14 protein-coding genes are annotated in these 19301 nt (G+C 36.7%); 12 read left to right on the top strand and 2 right to left on the bottom strand.

Annotated features, from left to right (window positions below):
- Positions 1–144 precede the first annotated feature (144 nt).
- The 7 genes from AB3I20_RS02135 to yihA all read left to right on the top strand — a co-directional run bounded on the left by AB3I20_RS02135 (position 145) and on the right by yihA (position 6956).
- Complete coding sequence (locus AB3I20_RS02135) at positions 145–435, top strand: hypothetical protein (RefSeq protein WP_270344569.1); 291 nt, start codon at positions 145–147, stop codon at positions 433–435.
- 23 nt (positions 436–458) lie between these two features.
- On the top strand, positions 459–1487 hold the full coding sequence (gene sppA, locus AB3I20_RS02130) for a signal peptide peptidase SppA (protein ID WP_349702459.1): 1029 nt from the start codon (positions 459–461) through the stop codon (positions 1485–1487).
- A gap of 1 nt (position 1488) precedes the next feature.
- On the top strand, positions 1489–2169 hold the full coding sequence (locus tag AB3I20_RS02125; RefSeq protein ID WP_368026868.1) for an RDD family protein: 681 nt from the start codon (positions 1489–1491) through the stop codon (positions 2167–2169).
- Positions 2170–2426: 257 nt separating this feature from the next.
- A complete protein-coding gene (locus AB3I20_RS02120; RefSeq protein ID WP_067484316.1) occupies positions 2427–3362 on the top strand; it encodes a hypothetical protein in 936 nt (311 codons plus the stop codon).
- Positions 3363–3525: 163 nt separating this feature from the next.
- A complete protein-coding gene (gene tig / locus AB3I20_RS02115; protein WP_067484318.1) occupies positions 3526–4812 on the top strand; it encodes a trigger factor in 1287 nt (428 codons plus the stop codon).
- 235 nt (positions 4813–5047) lie between these two features.
- Complete coding sequence (gene clpX / locus AB3I20_RS02110) at positions 5048–6298, top strand: ATP-dependent Clp protease ATP-binding subunit ClpX (RefSeq protein WP_067484321.1); 1251 nt, start codon at positions 5048–5050, stop codon at positions 6296–6298.
- Between the two features lie 64 nt (positions 6299–6362).
- Positions 6363–6956, top strand: a complete 594-nt coding sequence (gene yihA, locus AB3I20_RS02105; RefSeq protein ID WP_067484324.1) for a ribosome biogenesis GTP-binding protein YihA/YsxC — start codon at positions 6363–6365, stop codon at positions 6954–6956.
- A gap of 210 nt (positions 6957–7166) precedes the next feature.
- On the opposite strand, the gene AB3I20_RS02100 is transcribed toward yihA, so the two are convergent.
- Positions 7167–9191: a urocanate hydratase gene (locus tag AB3I20_RS02100; RefSeq protein WP_067484328.1), complete on the bottom strand. Its 2025-nt coding sequence runs from the start codon at positions 9189–9191 to the stop codon at positions 7167–7169.
- 209 nt (positions 9192–9400) lie between these two features.
- Here AB3I20_RS02100 and hutI point away from each other — a divergent pair, with 209 nt between their 5' ends.
- Both hutI and AB3I20_RS02090 read left to right on the top strand, forming a co-directional pair.
- A complete protein-coding gene (hutI, locus tag AB3I20_RS02095) occupies positions 9401–10666 on the top strand; it encodes an imidazolonepropionase (protein ID WP_071868492.1) in 1266 nt (421 codons plus the stop codon).
- Between the two features lie 186 nt (positions 10667–10852).
- Positions 10853–13894: an AAA family ATPase gene (locus AB3I20_RS02090; protein ID WP_075491022.1), complete on the top strand. Its 3042-nt coding sequence runs from the start codon at positions 10853–10855 to the stop codon at positions 13892–13894.
- Positions 13895–14007: 113 nt separating this feature from the next.
- Here AB3I20_RS02090 and glmL read toward each other — a convergent pair whose 3' ends face one another.
- The gene (gene glmL / locus AB3I20_RS02085; RefSeq protein ID WP_067484337.1) at positions 14008–15387 is read right to left on the bottom strand and encodes a methylaspartate mutase accessory protein GlmL; all 1380 of its coding nucleotides are present in this window, start codon (positions 15385–15387) and stop codon (positions 14008–14010) included.
- Between the two features lie 680 nt (positions 15388–16067).
- On the opposite strand from glmL, the gene ftcD reads away from it, so the two are divergent.
- From ftcD to AB3I20_RS02070, 3 genes are read left to right on the top strand one after another with little or no spacing between them, the layout of a single operon-like run.
- The gene (gene ftcD / locus AB3I20_RS02080) at positions 16068–16967 is read left to right on the top strand and encodes a glutamate formimidoyltransferase (RefSeq protein WP_067484339.1); all 900 of its coding nucleotides are present in this window, start codon (positions 16068–16070) and stop codon (positions 16965–16967) included.
- 11 nt (positions 16968–16978) lie between these two features.
- Positions 16979–17605, top strand: a complete 627-nt coding sequence (locus AB3I20_RS02075; protein WP_067484342.1) for a cyclodeaminase/cyclohydrolase family protein — start codon at positions 16979–16981, stop codon at positions 17603–17605.
- Between the two features lie 18 nt (positions 17606–17623).
- Complete coding sequence (locus AB3I20_RS02070) at positions 17624–19300, top strand: formate--tetrahydrofolate ligase (RefSeq protein ID WP_067484344.1); 1677 nt, start codon at positions 17624–17626, stop codon at positions 19298–19300.
- The last annotated feature ends 1 nt before the right edge of the window (position 19301 follow it).

Here is a 19301-nt window from a genome sequence, read left to right as displayed (position 1 = left end):
TCTTTTTTTGTTAAATTGGTATATATCTAAAATGTATTTTTGGAGAAGGAACTGCCAGAATTTTATCGAAAATTGACTATCATCTTTTCCAGTAGTTCGGTACAATGGAAACAATCATAAATGTCTAAATTGTAGGAGGAAAAGATGGAAGCCAAAATAGAAATTCTTACGTTGGGTGAGTTAAAAAAACAACTGAAGGCACTAGAAGAGATGCCGGATGTAACAGATGAAACAAAAATTTTCTTGGATACTGGTTGGGACAGTATCCAAGAGCTAGCGCCAGATGCGGTAGCTGTAGCAAAAGCACAAAAGTTTGTTGTTCATGATGAGTTGACGAATGAAGCATTTGCGGGTTACGCATTAGAAGAAAAAGCGGAAAAAATGAATGCAGAAGAAGCAACAGAAACAGTAATCGTAATTAAAAATCTATATTAAACTTGTAAAGTAAGGAGAAAAAGATGAATAAAAAAAGATGGATTGCTGTGGCAATTGCTACAGGGTTGTTAGTGGTATCAATGGTAGCTTCAGGTATGACACGACCTGTAAGTGATGAAATCCAGTTAGATAGTTTTAATCGATTACTATATGGAGAAGATGAGTTGACAGCAAACGTCCTTGAACCGGGTGATGAATCAGAGCAAATCGTTAAATTAACTGTTGATGGAACGATTCAAGGTGGTGGCTCTTCCGGTATTTTCGCGTCAGAAGGCTATGACCATGCCAGTTTTATGAAACAGTTAAAAGAAATTGAAGAAGATGATACGGTTAAAGGCGTTTTCTTAGAAGTGAATTCTCCAGGAGGAGGCGTTTACGAAAGTGCAGAAATTGCGAAAGAACTAAAGAAAATCCAAACCGAACGCAAAATTCCTTTATATGTTAGCATGACAAGCATGGCCGCAAGTGGTGGGTACTATATTTCAGCTAATGCAGATAAAATTTATGCGACAGAAGAAACAATTACTGGATCAATCGGTGTAATCATGTCTGGTTTAAACTATTCAGGTTTATTAGAAAAACTTGGTGTAGAAGACACGACAGTCAAAAGTGGTGCGCTAAAAGATATGGGATCAAGCACTCGTCCGGAAACAGCAGAGGATCAAGCTGTCTTACAAGCTTACATTGATAGTGCTTATGGTCGATTTGTTTCGGTAGTCAGCGAAGGACGCGACATGCCAGAAACAGAAGTGAAAAAAATCGCTGATGGTCGAATTTATGACGGCGTGCAAGCGAAGGAAAATGGTCTGGTTGACGAATTAGCATTTCCAGATGAAGCACTAGCAGCAATGAGAAAAGACCAGAAACTAGAAAATGCACAGTTGATCGAATATAGCACTTCTGGCACTGGGTTCGCGAATACTTGGTTTGGCTCGAAGTTTGCAGAATTCCAAGGAATCAAGGCTTCTGAAACAAGCCAAATTTTATCCGTTTTAGAAAACCTTGGTACGGCAGAATCTCCTAAAGCGATGTATTACTACGGAGGTGAATAAGATGGCAGAAACTCCGGAAAAACAACCGACAAATGAACAACCAGCTACAGCAAATGAATCAAAAATAAATCCACAACCAGCTGTTGGACCAGATAAAGGATTTTCTCAAAAGGTACTGAACTCTTTTCGTAAAGAAGAATTGACAGAAGAACAAATCAAAGAAAAACAAGCTGAATGGCAACAATATACAGAGACTCCTACAGAGAAGAAAGAACTGAATGACTTTCCAACGTATTTTTACGCTGGATTTTGGATTCGTTTCTTTGCCTTTTTAATTGATTTGCTCTGTATTGGTGCTATCACACGCTTAACTCTTGGAGTCGCAAGTAATTTTGGGTGGTTGTCAATCAATGATTCCTACCTAAGTGTGTATGGCTTGTTAGGATTAGTCATTTATTTAAGCTACTTTGTTTTATTGACAAAATTAAATCATGGTCAGACCTTAGGAAAAATGATTTTCGGCATTCGGGTCATCAGCTTTGATGAAATGGAATTGAGTTGGTCAACTGTTCTCGTACGCGAAGCGGCTTGCCGATTTATTTTGAAGTTTCCTTTATTGTTTATTGGCTATATTCCAACAATATTTAGTCAGAAAAAACAGCATTTGGGTGACTACTTCTCAAATACCAGTGTTGTAACAGTTAATTTGATCAAAGCGTTTAATCAAGAAATAAATGCTTAATTTCTAAAATTTGTTATTTTGATTGAAAATCGTACGAACGAAGCGAGGCTGGAACAAAAAGATGTTCCAGCCTCTTTTTTTGATTAGTGGCTATGATTAAACGGTGAGATAAAAGCAATATTTTTGAAAATTTAAGCAAAAGCCGTCAAAAAAGCAAAAAAATTTTTTTCAAAAATTCTTTCTTTCATGACGATTATGATTTTGATTGTCACGCTTTTTTTGTTTTGTTAAAATGGAAAAGGGTTAGGAGGAGTGACATGGTTGGACCAGTTGATTTTCCAGAAAAATATGAGAATTTAATGCGTGTCGCTCAACAAGCGCTTGCGCAACAGAATTTGGGAAAAGCAAAAGAATTATTTACCCGTGCGTATGAATTAAAGCAAACGTTTGAAGCAAACAGCTTACTCGTTTATTGTTTGTATGAGCTTGATGAAAAACAAGAAGCTTTGAGTCAAGCAGTGATCCATGAAACAGAATATCTGAAACAAGAAGAATTTGCCACTTTCTATTTTGACTTACTCATTGGTGCAAAAGATTGGCTATATGCACGTAAACTAATTGCAGCGACTAACTTTTCAGAGCACTTTGAGCATGCAATGATTGAAAAAATCCAGCAAGCAGAAAATTTTTCAGGACAATTAGCGAGGCAAAAAATACGTCAGACGCATCAAAAATTAGCCAATATCGCTGAACTGTCGCCAACGCAACAATTAACATTGATTAGTGAACTTGAGCAGTTACCCTATCATGAATTTATTCAAGCAACGAAAAAAATATTGATTCGTACAGATATCCATTTATTTGTGCGTGCAAAACTTTTAGAGCTTCTCGTACAAGTTGGAGAAAGCAAACCAGTAGCTTTTTTAACAATCGATGAGCAACTGATTGAAGTCGTGCCACAAGGGTTACCAAAACCAGCCGAGCAAAAAAGTTATCGCTGTTTAAGTAAGTTAGCACAAGCTTATGAAAATCAAGACGCATTGTTGAGTGCGGGATTAAAGGAAGAATTCATGATGCAGGCGGCAATCACGTACCCAATCTTTGACACTTATATTGGCGAAGCTACGCAATGGTTTGAGGAAACGATTAAAGTGTATCAAGGAACGACAGAAATGGGTTTCACTGAAGTGGAAGAAGAAAAGTTTTTAGCCAAACGAGAAAAAATCTTGTATTTGATGCAACAATTTCTTTGAACAGGAATGAAAAATCGTCAAAAAAAAGAAAAAAAACTAGTAAAAATCAGGGATTCAGACTATTCAATATGTTTACAATTTTAAAGCGTTAGTGTACTATTTAATGGTATGCATGAAACGCTTTTGATGTATAAAATGAATTTCAAAACTCGGAGGGAAATAAATGACTGCAACATTTGAAAAAAAAGGCACAAATGATGGTGTTTTAACATTTACGATTGCGCAACCAGAAATCCAAAAAGGACTAACAGCTGCGTTTAATAAAGTTAAAGGAAACTTAAACGTACCTGGTTTCCGTAAAGGGAAAGTTTCTCGTCAAGTCTTCAACCGTATGTACGGAGAAGAAGCTTTGTATGAAGATGCCTTGAACGCTGTATTACCAGAAGCTTATGAAGCTGCTGTAAAAGAAGCTGGAATTGATCCAGTATCTCAACCAAAAATCGACGTTGAAAGCATGGAAAAAGGCCAAGACTGGACAATCACTGCTGAAGTAACTGTGAAACCAGAAGTTAAATTAGGTCAATACAAAGATTTAGTTGTTGAAAAACAAGACCGTGAAGTAACGGATGCTGATGTTGATGCACGTCTTAAACAAGAACAAGATGCACAAGCAGAATTAGTTATCCAAGAAGATGAAGCTGCAAAAGACGGCGACACTGTCGTAATCGATTTCGAAGGATTCGTTGGTGACGAAGCATTTGAAGGTGGAAAAGGTGAAAACTACTCACTTGAATTAGGTTCTGGTTCATTTATCCCAGGATTCGAAGAACAATTAGTAGGTCATAAATCAGGCGACAGCTTAGATGTAAACGTGACTTTCCCTGCTGAATACCAAGCAGAAGACTTAGCTGGTAAAGATGCAACATTCAAAGTAACTGTTCACGAAGTAAAATCAAAAGAAGTTCCTGAACTAGACGATGAATTTGCAAAAGATGTTGATGATGAAGTGTCAACATTAGCAGAATTAAAAGAAAAAATTCGTAAAGAATTAACAGAAGCAAAAGAAAAAGCTGCTGAAGACGCAAAAGACGAAGCTGCTATTCGTTTAGCTGTTGATAACGCTGAAATCGTTGAATTACCACACGTAATGGTTCACGACGAAGTTCACCGTTCAATGGATGAATTCTTAAACAACATGCAACGTCAAGGAATCTCTCCTGAAATGTACTACCAATTGACTGGTTCTACAGAAGAAGACTTGCATAAACAATTTGAAGGCGAAGCTGACTTGCGTACAAGAACAAACCTTGTGATCGAAGCAATCGCTGCTGCTGAAAACTTAGATGCAACAGAAGAAGAAATCACTGCAGAAATCAACGAATTGGCTGAATCTTACAATATGCCAATCGAACAAATCAAACGCGTGTTGACTGAAGATATGTTAAGTCATGATGTAACAATGAAAAAAGCAATTGATTTGATTACTGGAACTGCAACAGAAGCTAAGTAATAACTAAAGATGAAACAGATTTGATCCATCGGTCAAAAATGTGAAAATTTACTGGAAAGGCTGGGACTTGATTTAGTTTTTTAAATTATGTCCCAGCTTTCCTTTTTTTAATAAAAGCTACAAAAAAGGCTGATTTTCAGTGCTTTTGCTTTTTTTTGTTTTATGTTATGATAATTGAAGACTGCAAAGTCGCTGATAGTTTCTTGCATTTTTTGCAAGCTAAGGGGTGAAGACCATGTATGATAATCCAAGTGGTAATGAGACCGTGCGTTGTTCTTTTTGCGGCAAGACCCAAGAAGAAGTAAAAAAAATCGTAGCAGGTCCTGGGGTCTACATCTGTAATGAATGTATCGACCTATGTAAAGAAATAATTGACGAAGAATTTTATGAAGAAGCAGTACGTGAATTCACTGAAGTACCTAAACCTCAAGAAATTCTTGATGTCTTAAATGATTATGTGATTGGGCAAGATCGCGCAAAACGATCATTAGCAGTTGCGGTTTATAATCACTATAAACGTGTCAATCAACAAGCAAGCGATACTTCAGAAGATGTAGAACTACAGAAAAGTAATATTTGCTTAATTGGTCCGACGGGTTCTGGTAAAACGTTCCTTGCACAAACATTAGCTAAAACATTGAATGTGCCATTTGCTATCGCAGATGCAACCAGTTTAACAGAAGCTGGTTATGTTGGAGAAGATGTTGAAAACATTTTATTAAAACTATTACAATCGGCTGATTACAATGTTGAACGTGCTGAAAAGGGAATCATTTACATCGATGAAATTGATAAAATTGCGCGTAAAAGCGAGAATGTTTCGATTACTCGTGATGTATCTGGTGAAGGCGTACAACAAGCCTTGTTGAAAATTTTGGAAGGGACAGTTGCGAGTGTGCCACCTCAAGGAGGACGTAAACATCCGCATCAAGAATTTATCCAAATCGACACGACGAATGTCTTATTTATCGTCGGCGGTGCGTTTGATGGAATCGAAACGATTGTGAAAAACCGAATGGGCGAAAAAACAATTGGTTTTGGTACTAATAATCAAAAAATCTCTGATGAAGAAAGTGTGATGCAACACATTATTCCAGAAGATTTATTGAAATTTGGATTGATTCCAGAATTTATTGGTCGTTTACCTGTAATGGCAGCGTTAGAAAAATTAACAACGTCTGATTTAGTTCGTATTTTGACAGAACCTAAGAATGCGTTAGTTAAACAATACCAAAAACTTCTTTCTTTAGATGATACTGAACTAGAATTCGAACCAGAAGCACTACAAGCAATTGCTAACAAAGCAATTGAACGTAATACTGGTGCTCGTGGCTTGCGTTCAATCATTGAGGAAATCATGATGGATGTAATGTTTGACATTCCTTCAGACGAAAACATCGAGAAAGTGATTATCACCAAAGAAGCAGCTGAATTGACGGGCAAACCGACAATTATTTATAAAGATACAGAGAAAAAAGCTGGATAATGCGAAAGAGGTTGGGACATAACTTTCAAGCTATGTCTCAGCCTTTTTTTAAAGGAGAGAAATTATGAAAGTTCATCAAGCTGATATCGTAATCAGCGCGGTTGCTCCGAAACAATATCCTGAAACGCAATTACCAGAAATTGCGCTAGCAGGACGATCAAATGTTGGAAAATCTTCATTTATCAACACACTGATTGATCGAAAAAACTTAGCTAGAACTTCAGGTAAGCCGGGGAAGACCCAAACGTTAAATTTTTATTTGATTGAAAATGCGTTACACTTTGTTGATGTACCTGGATATGGTTATGCGAAAGTTTCGAAAACGGAACGTGCGAAATGGGGAAAAATGATTGAGACCTATTTAACGACACGTGAACAATTGCGAGCAGTTGTGTCCTTAGTCGATGTTCGACATAAACCATCACAAGAAGATATTCAAATGTACCAATTTCTAAAGTATTATGATATTCCTGTAATTGTAGTGGCAACTAAAGCCGACAAAATTCCAAGAGGAAAGTGGAACAAGCATGAGAGCGAAATCAAAAAGGCGCTGGATTTTGATCATAATGATCAATTTATTTTGTTCTCTTCCGTAACGAAAAAAGGAAAAGATGAAGCTTGGAAAGCAATTGAAGATGCAATTGACTATCAAGCATAAAAAAGAAAAACCTGTGACATCAGTGGATTAGTCAGGTTACTTCGTGTCATAATTGCACCAAAAATAATTGATAAAAAGATAAGCCGACGATTGCAAAGCAACTGCAATCGTCTTTTTTTAAATTGAATTTAGCAAAAAAGGCATTTGGGAATTTAATTTTCTCCCAGATGCCTTTTTGATAGAGTTTATTTTTAGTATTAGAGAGTGAACTTAACGAAACAGTTCGGCTACTGCATTTGCTACTTTTGTTTCTTCGGAAAGGTAAGGAATAGTGATATGATCTTGACCTGCATTCATCTTGTTGTATTCAATGGAGGTTTCGATTGCATGCTCGTTTCTTGCCCAGCTACGGCGTGCAACTCCGCCCATTGTGTCCCAAGAAATCGCAGATTTGATGATTTCATCTGTTTCTTTTGACCCATCTAAAACTAAACCAAATCCGCCATTAATTGATTTTCCAATACCTACACCGCCGCCGTTATGCAAAGCAATCAGCGTCATACCTCGTGCTGCATTCCCAGCAAAACATTGAGTTGCCATATCTGCACAAACATTACTGCCGTCCTTGATATTTGAAGTTTCTCTAAATGGGGAGTCTGTTCCCGACACATCATGATGGTCCCGACCAAGCATTACTGGGCCTATTTTTCCCTCTCGTACCATTTCGTTAAATTTTAAAGCGATATTTACTCGTCCCATACAATCTTGATAGAGAATTCGCGCTTGTGTGCCTACTACTAATTGATTTTCTTCTGCATCACGAATCCAGTTGTAGTTATCACGATCTTGGTAGCGACGATTTGGGTCAATAACTTCCATTGCTGCCTGATCTGTAGCAACCAAGTCTTCATGGTTTCCGCTTAAACATACCCAACGGAAAGGACCATAACCATAGTCAAAGAGCATAGGACCCATGATATCCTCCACGTAAGACGGCCAAATAAATCCGTCTTTATCATCGATTCCATTTTTGGAGATTTCTTTAATGCCAGAGTCGTAAATAGCTTTCATAAAGGAATTTCCATAGTCAAAGAAATAGGTTCCTTTTGCTACTAAAGATTTGATTACATTATAATGACGGGCAAGTGTTTCATCGACAAGCTGATGGAATCGTGCTTTATCTGAACCTAATAATTCTGTTCGTTCTTCAAATGAAATTCCGGCAGGGCAATAGCCACCTTCATACACGTTATGACAAGAAGTCTGATCTGATAATAAATGGATAGTAATATTTTCTTTATCAATGTATTCAAGTAAATCAACAATATTTCCATGATAAGCAATAGAGGTTTTCTCTTTTTTGTCCAGGTATTCTTTTGCAATACGCATCGCTTGTTCTGGTGTCTCAGCTAAATTACTGATCCAACCTTGTTCTAAGCGTGTGTCGATTCGAGACCGATCTACTTCAGCAATAATGGCAACAGCATTGGCAATTTCTCCGGCTTTTCCTTGTGCGCCACTCATGCCACCTAATCCAGAAGAAATAAATAATTTTCCAGCTAAATCTCCATTATCTGGAATGCCTAATTTTAATCGACCAGCATTCAAAAGTGTATTAAAGGTTCCATGAACAATCCCTTGAGGTCCAATGTACATCCAACCGCCAGCAGTCATTTGTCCGTAATTTGTCACACCCATTTCTTCAGCAATTTCCCAATCATCGATGTTATCATATTCTCCAACCAAAAGACCGTTGGTAATGATTACACGAGGTGCATCTTTTTTTGATTTGAATAATCCAAGAGGATGTCCTGATTCTAAGACTAGCGTTTGTTCATCTGTCAGAACTTCTAAGTATTTTTTGATTAGCTGATACTGCATCCAGTTTGAACATACTTGGCCTGTTTCACCATAAGTAACTAATTCATAAGGATAGAGTGCAACTTCAAAATCAAGGTTGTTATCAATCATTACTTGCATTGCTTTTGCTGCAATGCAGTTTCCTTTGTACTCTTCAATTGGTTTTCCATAGATTCTTTCTTTTGGATACCACCGATAACCATAGATTCTTCCACGAGTTCGTAATTCTTCTAGAAACTCGGGAATCACAATATCATGATATTTAGGATGGACATAACGTAATGCATTTTTTAAAGCAAGAATCGTCTGATCTTTACTTAAGCGAAAACCACGATCTGGCGCACGACGAATTCCTTCCTGAAAGACTGTTTTTTCTGGTAAGACATCATCTAACTTGATGGTCATTGATGCTTCAACTTCTGTTAACTCTACCATTTATTTTTCCTCCCTAACAAAATACTTGAAATTTAGAGAAACTGTGATTTGATGACTGCATCTTTAGTATAAATAAGAAAGTCAATAAACAGTCTATCTCTTTACTTAATTTCTATTATATAATATAGTTAAGCGCTTTCAATGTTTTGACATAAATTTGACAGTATTTAATAAAATATAAGGTGCAAGAAAAAAAGGAGTGAATAGAAATGAAAGCAGATAAACTTCTAATTAATTTTAGCCAAATTTTTTGTCCGATTGATAAAGGTCATCCTTTACGAGGAGCAGAAATGAGTGAGGCAACGATTATTGAAGACGGATATATAGCGATTAAGGACGGGAAAATACTCGAAGTGAAAGCAGGAAGTCCTCGTGAAGAATTAATGGGAAAAGAGACCGAAGTCATTGACTGCTATAAGAAACTAGCTACGCCAGGGCTAATTGATTGTCACACTCACTTAGTTTATGGTGGAAGTAGAGAAAACGAATTTTCAAAAAAACTAAATGGTGTCCCTTACCTTGACATACTTGCAGCAGGTGGGGGGATTCTTAGCACAGTAAATTCAACGCGAGCAGCTTCATTCGATGAATTATATCAAAAGTCTACTCGTTTATTAGATGAAATGATTATTCATGGGGTCACGACGGTAGAAGCAAAGAGTGGATATGGGTTAGATTGGGAAACTGAAAAACGTCAATTAAACGTGGTAAAAGAATTAGAAACTGACCATGATATTGACCTGGTTTCAACCTTTATGGGTGCACACGCTATTCCACCTGAGTTTAAAGGGCAAGCAGATGAATTCATCGATTTACTGATCGAAGAAATGTTACCGAAAGTCAAAGAAGAATCACTGGCTGAGTTTTGTGATATCTTTTGCGAAAAAAATGTGTTTACAGCGGAACAATCTTATCGTTTACTTAGTGCTGCCAAGAAGATGGGCTTTAAGCTAAGAATACATGCTGATGAGATTGCATCAATTGGAGGTTCTAAAGTAGCTGCAGATTTGCATACGGTAAGCGCAGAACATTTAATGGTCATTACAGATGAAGACATCGATCGTTTGAGCGAAGCACAGGTAATTGGAAATCTGTTACCTGGAACGACCTTTAGCCTGATGGAGGATACTTATGCGCCCGCTAAAAAGATGATTGAACGCGGCATGGCAATTACATTAACAACTGATAGTAATCCAGGAAGCTGTCCAACCGCAAACTTACAATTCATTATGCAATTAGGCTGTTTTCAGTTAAAACTAACACCGATTCAAGTATTCAATGCTGTCACGATTAATGCGGCATACTCCGTTTGCAGAAATGAAAAAATTGGTAGCTTTGATACAGGAAAACAGGCAGATATCGCGGTGTTTGATGCGCCAAACATTGATTTTCCAATGTACTTCTTTGCAACTAATCTGGTTAGTCAAGTATATAAAAATGGGGAGTTAGTGGTCAACGAACGCCAAAGAGTCTGATTAATTTCATACTAAGCTGATTTGTATACGAAAGGAGGCACCTGTAATCTTAGGTGAAATTCCTTTCGTGTTTTATGTAATCTCTTTATTTGAACGAGAAAGTAAAATAATAGCAAAAAATCAATGTACATTTTTTATCTATGTTTTTGAGAACGAGTCATAGAATAAAAGAGAGAAGGTGAATACATGGGGAAGCGATTACGTTGTGAATTATTTGGTAATCCTAAAATTTATTTAAATGATGAACCCGTCTTTTTTGCATTTTCAAAAATCAACGCACTTATTTATTATTTAGCCCTTAATGGTTCAGTTAGTAGGGATGAAATTGCGGGAGTTTTGTGGTCTAATAAATCAGAAAAAAGTGCAAAAAAAAATCTTCGAAACACAATCTATCAGGCGAACAAAGAATTAGAAGAGGAGTTTATTGTTTCTCCAAATAAAGCAATTCTGCAATTGAATGATGCTTTGGTACAACCAAGTGATGTCGATCGTTTTTTACAAGATCCAGTAAATCACTTAGATGAATATCATGATGAGTTTTTAAAAGGTTTTTTCTTAAAAGATTCAGATGAATTTGATTTATGGGTGACAAAAATGCGCAATTATTTTGAACAAAAATTCATTCAAAGTTGCTATCAAAAAGTCGCCACAGATATTGAAAATAACCAGTTGATCGATGTAGAGAAAAACATTCGACGATTAATTGCAATTGATGAGTATGATGAGCGAAATTATCAAATGTTAATGAAATTTTATCAGGATAGTCACAGAAATGGAAAAGTTATTGAGACTTATTATGACCTTTCCAGTATATTGGATGAAGAATTAGGAATTAAACCAAGTGAAGAAACACGAGCAATCTATGAAAAAACGTTAGCCATTGTTAAAAGAAAAAAAGAACAGAAAAAAGTCAAAAATTACCGTTTTTTTGGTAGAACAGCGGAAGTGGAAGTGCTGGAAGCAAATCTTGACTGTTTTTTTCATAAGCAGCCATTTCAATCAATCATTGTTCAAGGAGATGATGGTATTGGAAAGACGGCTTTGTGTCAGCTTGTTTTGAGCAATACGGCACCAAAAATCTTGATTAAGGTGACTTGTTATCAAGCAGAACAGAGTTTTACATTAAGAGTGTGGCGGGAGATTATCAATCAGATTGATCAAATTGTACTAGATGAAAAAATAGTAAAAGAAGAAACCTGGCGTGCTATGTGCTATCGATTTTTTCCTAGTTTTATCGACAACCAGAGTGCAAAATTTGAAGAATCAGTGGATGATTCAGATATTAATTACCTCTCTCAGTTTTTGCTTGTTATCCTTAAAAAAATTGCCAAGCTTCATTCTGTGGTCTTTTTAATAGAAAATTTACAGTGGATAGATGAGCGAAGTCTGCAACTATTAACAAGTGTGTTACTACACAATGAAGATTGTATGTTTCTTCTAACCTTGCGGACAGATCATCACAAACGAATTACTGATTTTATCAATGCTGTTAGTCATTATGATAAACTCACACAAATTTTATTAGAGCCTTTCCCTAGAGAAGCAGTCAAAGCCTTTGTTGAAAAGCAAATACCAGATCAAAAATTTAGTTATGATTTTTATGACAGGCTCTATAACGAATCAGAAGGAAATCCACTTTTTTTAATGGAATACGTTCGACAGCTTAGAATAGGGACAAAAATTTCGTATATTACGCCAAAAATTCAAGAAGAACTTGAATTTTCACTGACACAGCTCTCAACATTTGATGAAGAGGTGTTAGAAATTGTTTCCTATTTTCGAGAGTTAGCGGAGCTATCGATGCTAGCGACTATTTTACGAACCAATCATGAGCAACTTGCGCAGGCGATTGAAAATTTACAACAGCGAAATTTATTGATTGAACGAGTATTTTCTGGAAAAATCAGTGTTTGTTTCAAGCAAAAAAAATTACAAGAATATATTTACTCAAAACAATCAACAACAAAGCTTCGTGTCATTCACGAACAAATTGCTTCCTTATTTGAACAACAATGGAAGTTGACGAATGACAACGAGCTATTAGCATTGATTGCGTATCATTATAAGTATGCCAATCAAGAATTGAAATCTCTTGATTATGAATTATCGAAATTGGAGTTGTCTTTGAAGTTTCAACATGAACTTTTTCCTATCTATAATGAACGAAGCGAAATAGCGATTGAACTTCAGCCAATCGAATGGCAAAAAGAATTTGAAAAATTTGAGCAAATTGGAGAGCAACTTAAAAAGAATGAAGAGTTATATGGTGAACAAGAGGATTATCAACTATTGTTAATGAAATATTTATATCTTGAGGGGCGTTACTTTATTAATCGTGGAAATTATATTCGGGGAATAGAAAACATTCAGCGGGTGATTGTAAAAGCAAGGGAATATCACAATGATTGCTATCTGGTGAAAGCTTATCGACAAATGATCTATTATTTTATCCAGACAGATAATGCAAGTGAGATGGCACAATATATAGAATTAGCGATGTCTATTTCCATCAGGACAAATGACCATGAATCAATCGGGATTTTATTGCGTTTAAAAGGCTTATATAACTTAATGGTGGGTGAACTAGAAGTGGCTGAACGATTGTTTCATGAATCCATTACAATTTTTACTATTTCTGATGAAGTCAGAGAAAAATATGCGAGCAATATCGCTGCGTCCTATGATTATCTAGCAGAAATTGAACGTTTGCGGAAAAATTACCAGCAGGCTATTTCTTATCAGAAAAAAGCCATTGTTTTGTGTGAGGAAACAAACCTAGTTACCAGTTTGGTCATTTTTTATGTAGATATGGGTATTTCAGCTTTTGCTGCACAAGACTATAAAGAGGCCAGACTCTATTTGCAACGGTCAAATGAAATGTATGTCAATCTAACTTCTCCTTGGAAAAGGACACAACTCAGTGTCTATCTTGCACTAATTGATTTGTTAGAAGGTGAGTATCATGCAGTTTTTGAAGCTCTCCTACGATTTAATGAAATTCAAACGCAAATGACGAATCCGAGAGACTTGGGCATCTTATATTTTTATCAAGCAATCGTCAAGCATTTGTTAAATACACAGGTGATGGTGGAGCCGAATCTAAGTAAGTTACTTGAGAGAGAAGAAACGTATTATTACGAAAAAGCAGTCGAAAACCTTAGTCCTTATCGAGATCAATATGAGTTACATTATTTACGAGAAGTTGTTTTTGATAAGATATCGTCCTAATCAAAAATGAAGAGGGCAGCACTTCCTATACGAATGCTAAGTTAAGTCCAAACAAAAAAGAGCCGAGGAACGCAGAGCTACTCCTTGGCTTTTTTCTTTATTCAATGTCATTTTTAGCATGGAACTATCATCTTTTTTAACAGGAGAAGTGCTTCTTTTGGATATTTTTGAGAAAGTAGTCCAAGTGCGGAAAATAAATAATGTGTATCAATAAAAAAATTAGGTGATCTTGGCTTTAAATGAACCGTATCAGAGATACAAGCGTGCTTTAAAATCTGCTTAGGTTGTGGATGATGGACTAGAACGCCACCAGTTCCGATGACATTTGGGAAATTTCGTAAGTCCTTTCCGTTTTGATAGAAAATAGTTCTGTTAGGTGTTTGACTGGCACGCAGAGTACCAACATGTCGATTCACTGAAAGAGCAACAGCATTGGATGCCAATAGTACATCCAGTTGTTGCTCTTGCTTTGTATCAGGAAGATAAGTGGGTTGGACGATTCTTTTTTGAATACTTCTGTATAGTGCTTGTTTATCTCCGCAAAATAATCGTTGGAAGTCTTCAAAGCCAACCGCTTCAATCAGACTTTCTGAAGAATAACGCATACCTAGATCGCCTTCAACAGTTCTTTTTGAGTAAGGTTCTTCTAAACCTTCAAAAAATGTTTGATCATCTGTAATTGCTGGATTTCCCACACTAAATACATCTGTAGTTGCTCCACCAACGTCGACTACTAAAGTGTGGCCAATTCCTTCTATAGTTGGAAGACCGTCAGCTAATAACTGGATAGCCAGTAAAACAGATGTAGGTGTTGGAATAATGGGCAACAGACTTTTTTTTGCAACTAAATCAATACCGTTTGTGTGAATGATTTTTTTTAAGAAAATCTCTCTTGCAATTTTTCTTACAGGCTCTGCCTGTAGTACATTTACTTTAGGCATAACATTTTTTGTGTAGTAAATGGTTAGATGCGTATTAGTTAAAAGCGAACGAATTTCAGAAATTGCTGCTTCATTTCCTGCAACTAAAATGGTTCCTGAAGATAAATAGCGATGGAGCATTTTGGCATTATGACAGATGATTTGTTGATTTCCTCCATTTGTTCCTCCTGACAAAAGGATGATGTCCGCATTTAGCTGATTCATCTCTTCTACTTGCTCTTTTGTCAGTCTATAATGATAGGTTTTGACTACTCTTGTTCCAGCGCCAAGTGCTGCACGTTTTGCTGCCTCTGCTGTGAGACTTTCAGTTAAACCAATAGCAATCATCCGAAAACCACCCCACGCAGAGGAGCAAATAAAGACATCATCAAACATTGGCAAACCAAGTTGATGCAACAAACTAGTTTCACCTGTTTGATAACATGTCATAATCCCTTGCTCATGAGAGGTAGGCAGGCTAAGATGAGCAACTACCTGTATGGTTGTTACGTTTATTGCAGTAAACTTTGTATAAGTACTTCCGAAATCCACGAGTAAAATGAACTTATTCATCTTTTGAACCTCCTATTTAGAAAAATATTTAATGAGAAAAAATTAATTTATGTTTTACTTTCCTCATTTTAGAATCAATTAAACGTCAAAAGTATCAAAAATGGTTCTAAAATCTATGTACTGATTAAATTTTATATCGATCTAAAAAAGAAGAAGATTTTCTGTTTGGTTCTTCCTATTTATTTAATTAAGATGATTTTCATTCGTTTTAACAGTTACTTTCTATCCTTACAAAAAAAGACTGTCTATGTTATCAAAATTATCTAGAGAATGAATAGTTTTTCAGTTGGGCGTCAGTTACTTTTTAATCACTAATAATACTCTGAGTGTAAAAAAAAGTAGTCAAAAAAATGTCAAATGATTTGCCTCAAAAAAATAAGTGAATCTTTTGAAACGGAATTAGTTTGGATGAAATGGTCGTTGAATGATGAGAAAAGACTGATATCACGCTATTTATACGTGTTGACCAACCCATATAAGCATGATAAGGTAAATTCGTAAATGAAAGCGTTAACAAAATATGAATCTTGTTAACGTAGCAATCTTGATTTTTTAGAACAAGAACTGTGATGAGAAACTGCGTGTTTTTATTTTGTGCGGGAGTGATGACCTGCGCAAATATACTTTGGTAATTAAAAGAAAGTTAAAAGACGAAAGTGAAAAAAGAAAGGATGTTTTAAATGGCAAAATTAATTGAGTGTATCCCAAATTTTAGTGAAGGTCGCGACGAAAAAGTAATTGAAGGCTTAGTGAATACTGCAAAAAGTGTCAACGGTGTTACTCTTTTGGACTATTCATCGGACGCAAGTCATAATCGCAGTGTGTTTACCCTAGTTGGTGATGAAGAAGGGATTCAAGAAGTTGCCTTTCAATTAGTTAAGTATGCGAGTCAAAACATTGACATGACCAAACATCATGGTGAGCATCCTCGTATGGGTGCAACGGATGTTGTTCCTTTTGTCCCAATTAAAGATGTGACAACTGAAGAATGTGTTGAGATTTCAAAAAAAGTAGCTAAAAGAATTAATGATGAGTTGAACATTCCAATCTTCTTGTATGAAGAATCGGCAAGTACACCTACTCGTACAAACTTAGCAAAAGTAAGAAAAGGACAATTCGAAGGAATGGCCGAGAAATTATTAGAAGAAGAGTGGGCACCTGACTTTGGTGAACGAAAACCACATCCAACTGCTGGAGTTACTGCTGTAGGGGCACGCATGCCACTAGTTGCATTTAATGTAAATCTTGATACCGATAACATTGCTATCGCAAATAAAATTGCAAAGATTGTTCGTGGATCTGGCGGGGGATTTAAATATTGTAAGGGAATTGGTGTGATGTTGGAAGACCGAAATATTGCGCAAGTTTCCATGAATATGGTGAATTATGAAGGTACGCCATTATATCGAGCATTTGAAACGATTCGCTTTGAAGCAAAAAGATATGGCGTCAATATTATTGGCAGTGAAGTTATTGGGTTGACTCCTGCAAAAGCACTCATTGATTGCGCAGAATACTATTTGCAAATTGAAGAATTTGATTATAAAAAACAAGTATTGGAAAATCATCTACTAAACTAGGAGGACTGAGCATGAAATTAATTGATCAAAAAGTAAAAGAATTTGTAACGGTTTTAGGATCTGATGCACCAGCTCCTGGAGGTGGATCAGCATCAGCGCTTGCAGGTGCAATGGGTATTTCACTAACAAAAATGGTGACAGAATTAACCATTGGAAAAAAGAAATATGCAGAATTTGCAGAAGAAATGAGTGCAGCGCAACAAGAAGCGACTCGTTTACAATCTGCGTTCGTACGCGCCATTGATGAAGATACAGAGGCATTTAATAAAGTGTCGGCAGTATTTACGATGCCAAAAGACACAGAAGAAGAAAAAGAACTACGCAAACAAACGATGCAACGTGCTTTAGAAGGTGCAACACAAACGCCTTTCAAAATGATGGAAATTGCGGTGGAAGCATTAAAAGTCACCAGAGAATTGATTGGAAAATCCAATACAAACGCAGCAAGTGACTTAGGTGTAGCAGCATTAAATTTGAAATCTGCATTGCAAGGGGCTTGGTTAAACGTCTTAATCAATCTTTCAGGAGTAAAAGACGAAGCATTTGTTACTCGATACAAAGAAAAAGGAAATGCATTGTTAAGTGAAGGAATGAGTCTGGCAGATGAAATCTATACTGCCATCGAAAAAATTGTCTAGCTAGGAAGGAAGAGAAAAATGACAAACTTATCAGATATCGAAATTGCAAATCAAGTTGAGATGAATCCAATTACGGACATTGCTGAAAAACTTGGAATTCCTAAAGAAAGCCTCGCATTGTATGGCGATTACAAAGCAAAAATCAATGTTAGCAAGCTAGAAAATCTAGACAAAGCGAAACGAGGGAAACTAATTCTTGTAACAGCAATCACACCGACGCCAGCTGGTGAAGGAAAAACAACTACTTCCGTTGGGTTAGTTGATGCTCTAACAAAAATTGGAAAGAAGGCAGCCATTGCGTTACGCGAGCCCTCTTTAGGACCAGTATTTGGTGTGAAAGGTGGAGCAGCAGGGGGAGGCTATGCGCAAGTAGTGCCAATGGAAGACATCAACTTGCATTTTACTGGCGATTTCCATGCAATTGGTGCGGCTAATAATTTACTGGCAGCTTTGCTAGATAACCATATCCATCAAGGTAACGCATTAGGGATTGATAGCCGAAGAATTACTTGGAAGCGTGTTGTAGATATGAATGATCGACAACTACGTCATATTGTGAATGGTCTACAGGGAAGAATTAATGGTGTTCCCCGTGAAGATGGCTACGATATTACAGTTGCCTCTGAAATTATGGCGGTTCTATGTTTAGCAAATAACATTACTGATTTAAAAGAAAAACTAAAAAAAATCATTGTTGCATATAGCTTTGAAGGAACTCCTATCACAGCAGGAGATTTAAAAGCAGAAGGGGCAATGACTGCTCTTTTAAAAGAAGCAATCCAACCAAACATTGTACAAACACTTGAACATTCACCTGCATTTATTCATGGGGGACCGTTTGCGAATATTGCCCATGGTTGTAATAGTGTTCTCGCTACAAAGCTTGCATTGCAATATGCCGATTATGCAGTAACAGAGGCTGGATTTGGAGCAGACTTAGGCGCAGAAAAATTTATTGATATCAAGTGTCGGTTAGCCGAATTAAAACCAGACGCAGTTGTCTTAGTTGCGACGATTCGTGCATTAAAAATGCATGGAGGAATGAAAAAAGCTGATTTAGGAACTGAAAGCGTAGAAGCCGTTCTTAAAGGCCTTCCTAATCTGGAAAAACATTTGAGTAATATTCAAGAAGTATATGGTATGCCTGTTGTAGTTGCAATCAATAAATTTCCTACCGATACGGATGCTGAGTTAGCTGCTGTCGAAAAAGCTTGCGAAGAACGAAACGTTGAAGTAACACTATCAGATGTCTGGGCGAAAGGTAGCGAAGGCGGCATTGATCTTGCAAATAAAGTAATAGAACTAGCAGAAAAACCCAATAGTTTTAGTCATGTTTATGATCTATCAGATTCAATAGAAGAAAAATTAACGAAAATCGTTCAACGAGTGTATGGTGGAAAAGGGATAGAACTTGCACCAAGCGCTCGAAAAGAACTTGCGGAATTAGAAAAACTTGGATTTACTGAGTATCCTATTTGTATGGCAAAAACGCAGTATTCTTTCTCAGATGATGCGACTCTGCTGGGAGCACCTAAAGATTTCACGGTAACTATTCGCAATCTAAAAGTGTCTGCTGGCGCAGGATTTATTGTGGCTTTAACAGGTGCGGTAATGACAATGCCAGGTCTACCAAAATCACCAGCAGCAGAACGAATTGACGTAGATGCTGAAGGAAATATCTCTGGACTATTCTAAG

The sequence above is a fragment of the Enterococcus sp. C50 genome (assembly GCF_040887505.1).
Lineage (GTDB): Bacteria > Bacillota > Bacilli > Lactobacillales > Enterococcaceae > Enterococcus_B > Enterococcus_B thailandicus.
This window is presented reverse-complemented; position numbering and strand designations above follow the sequence as displayed.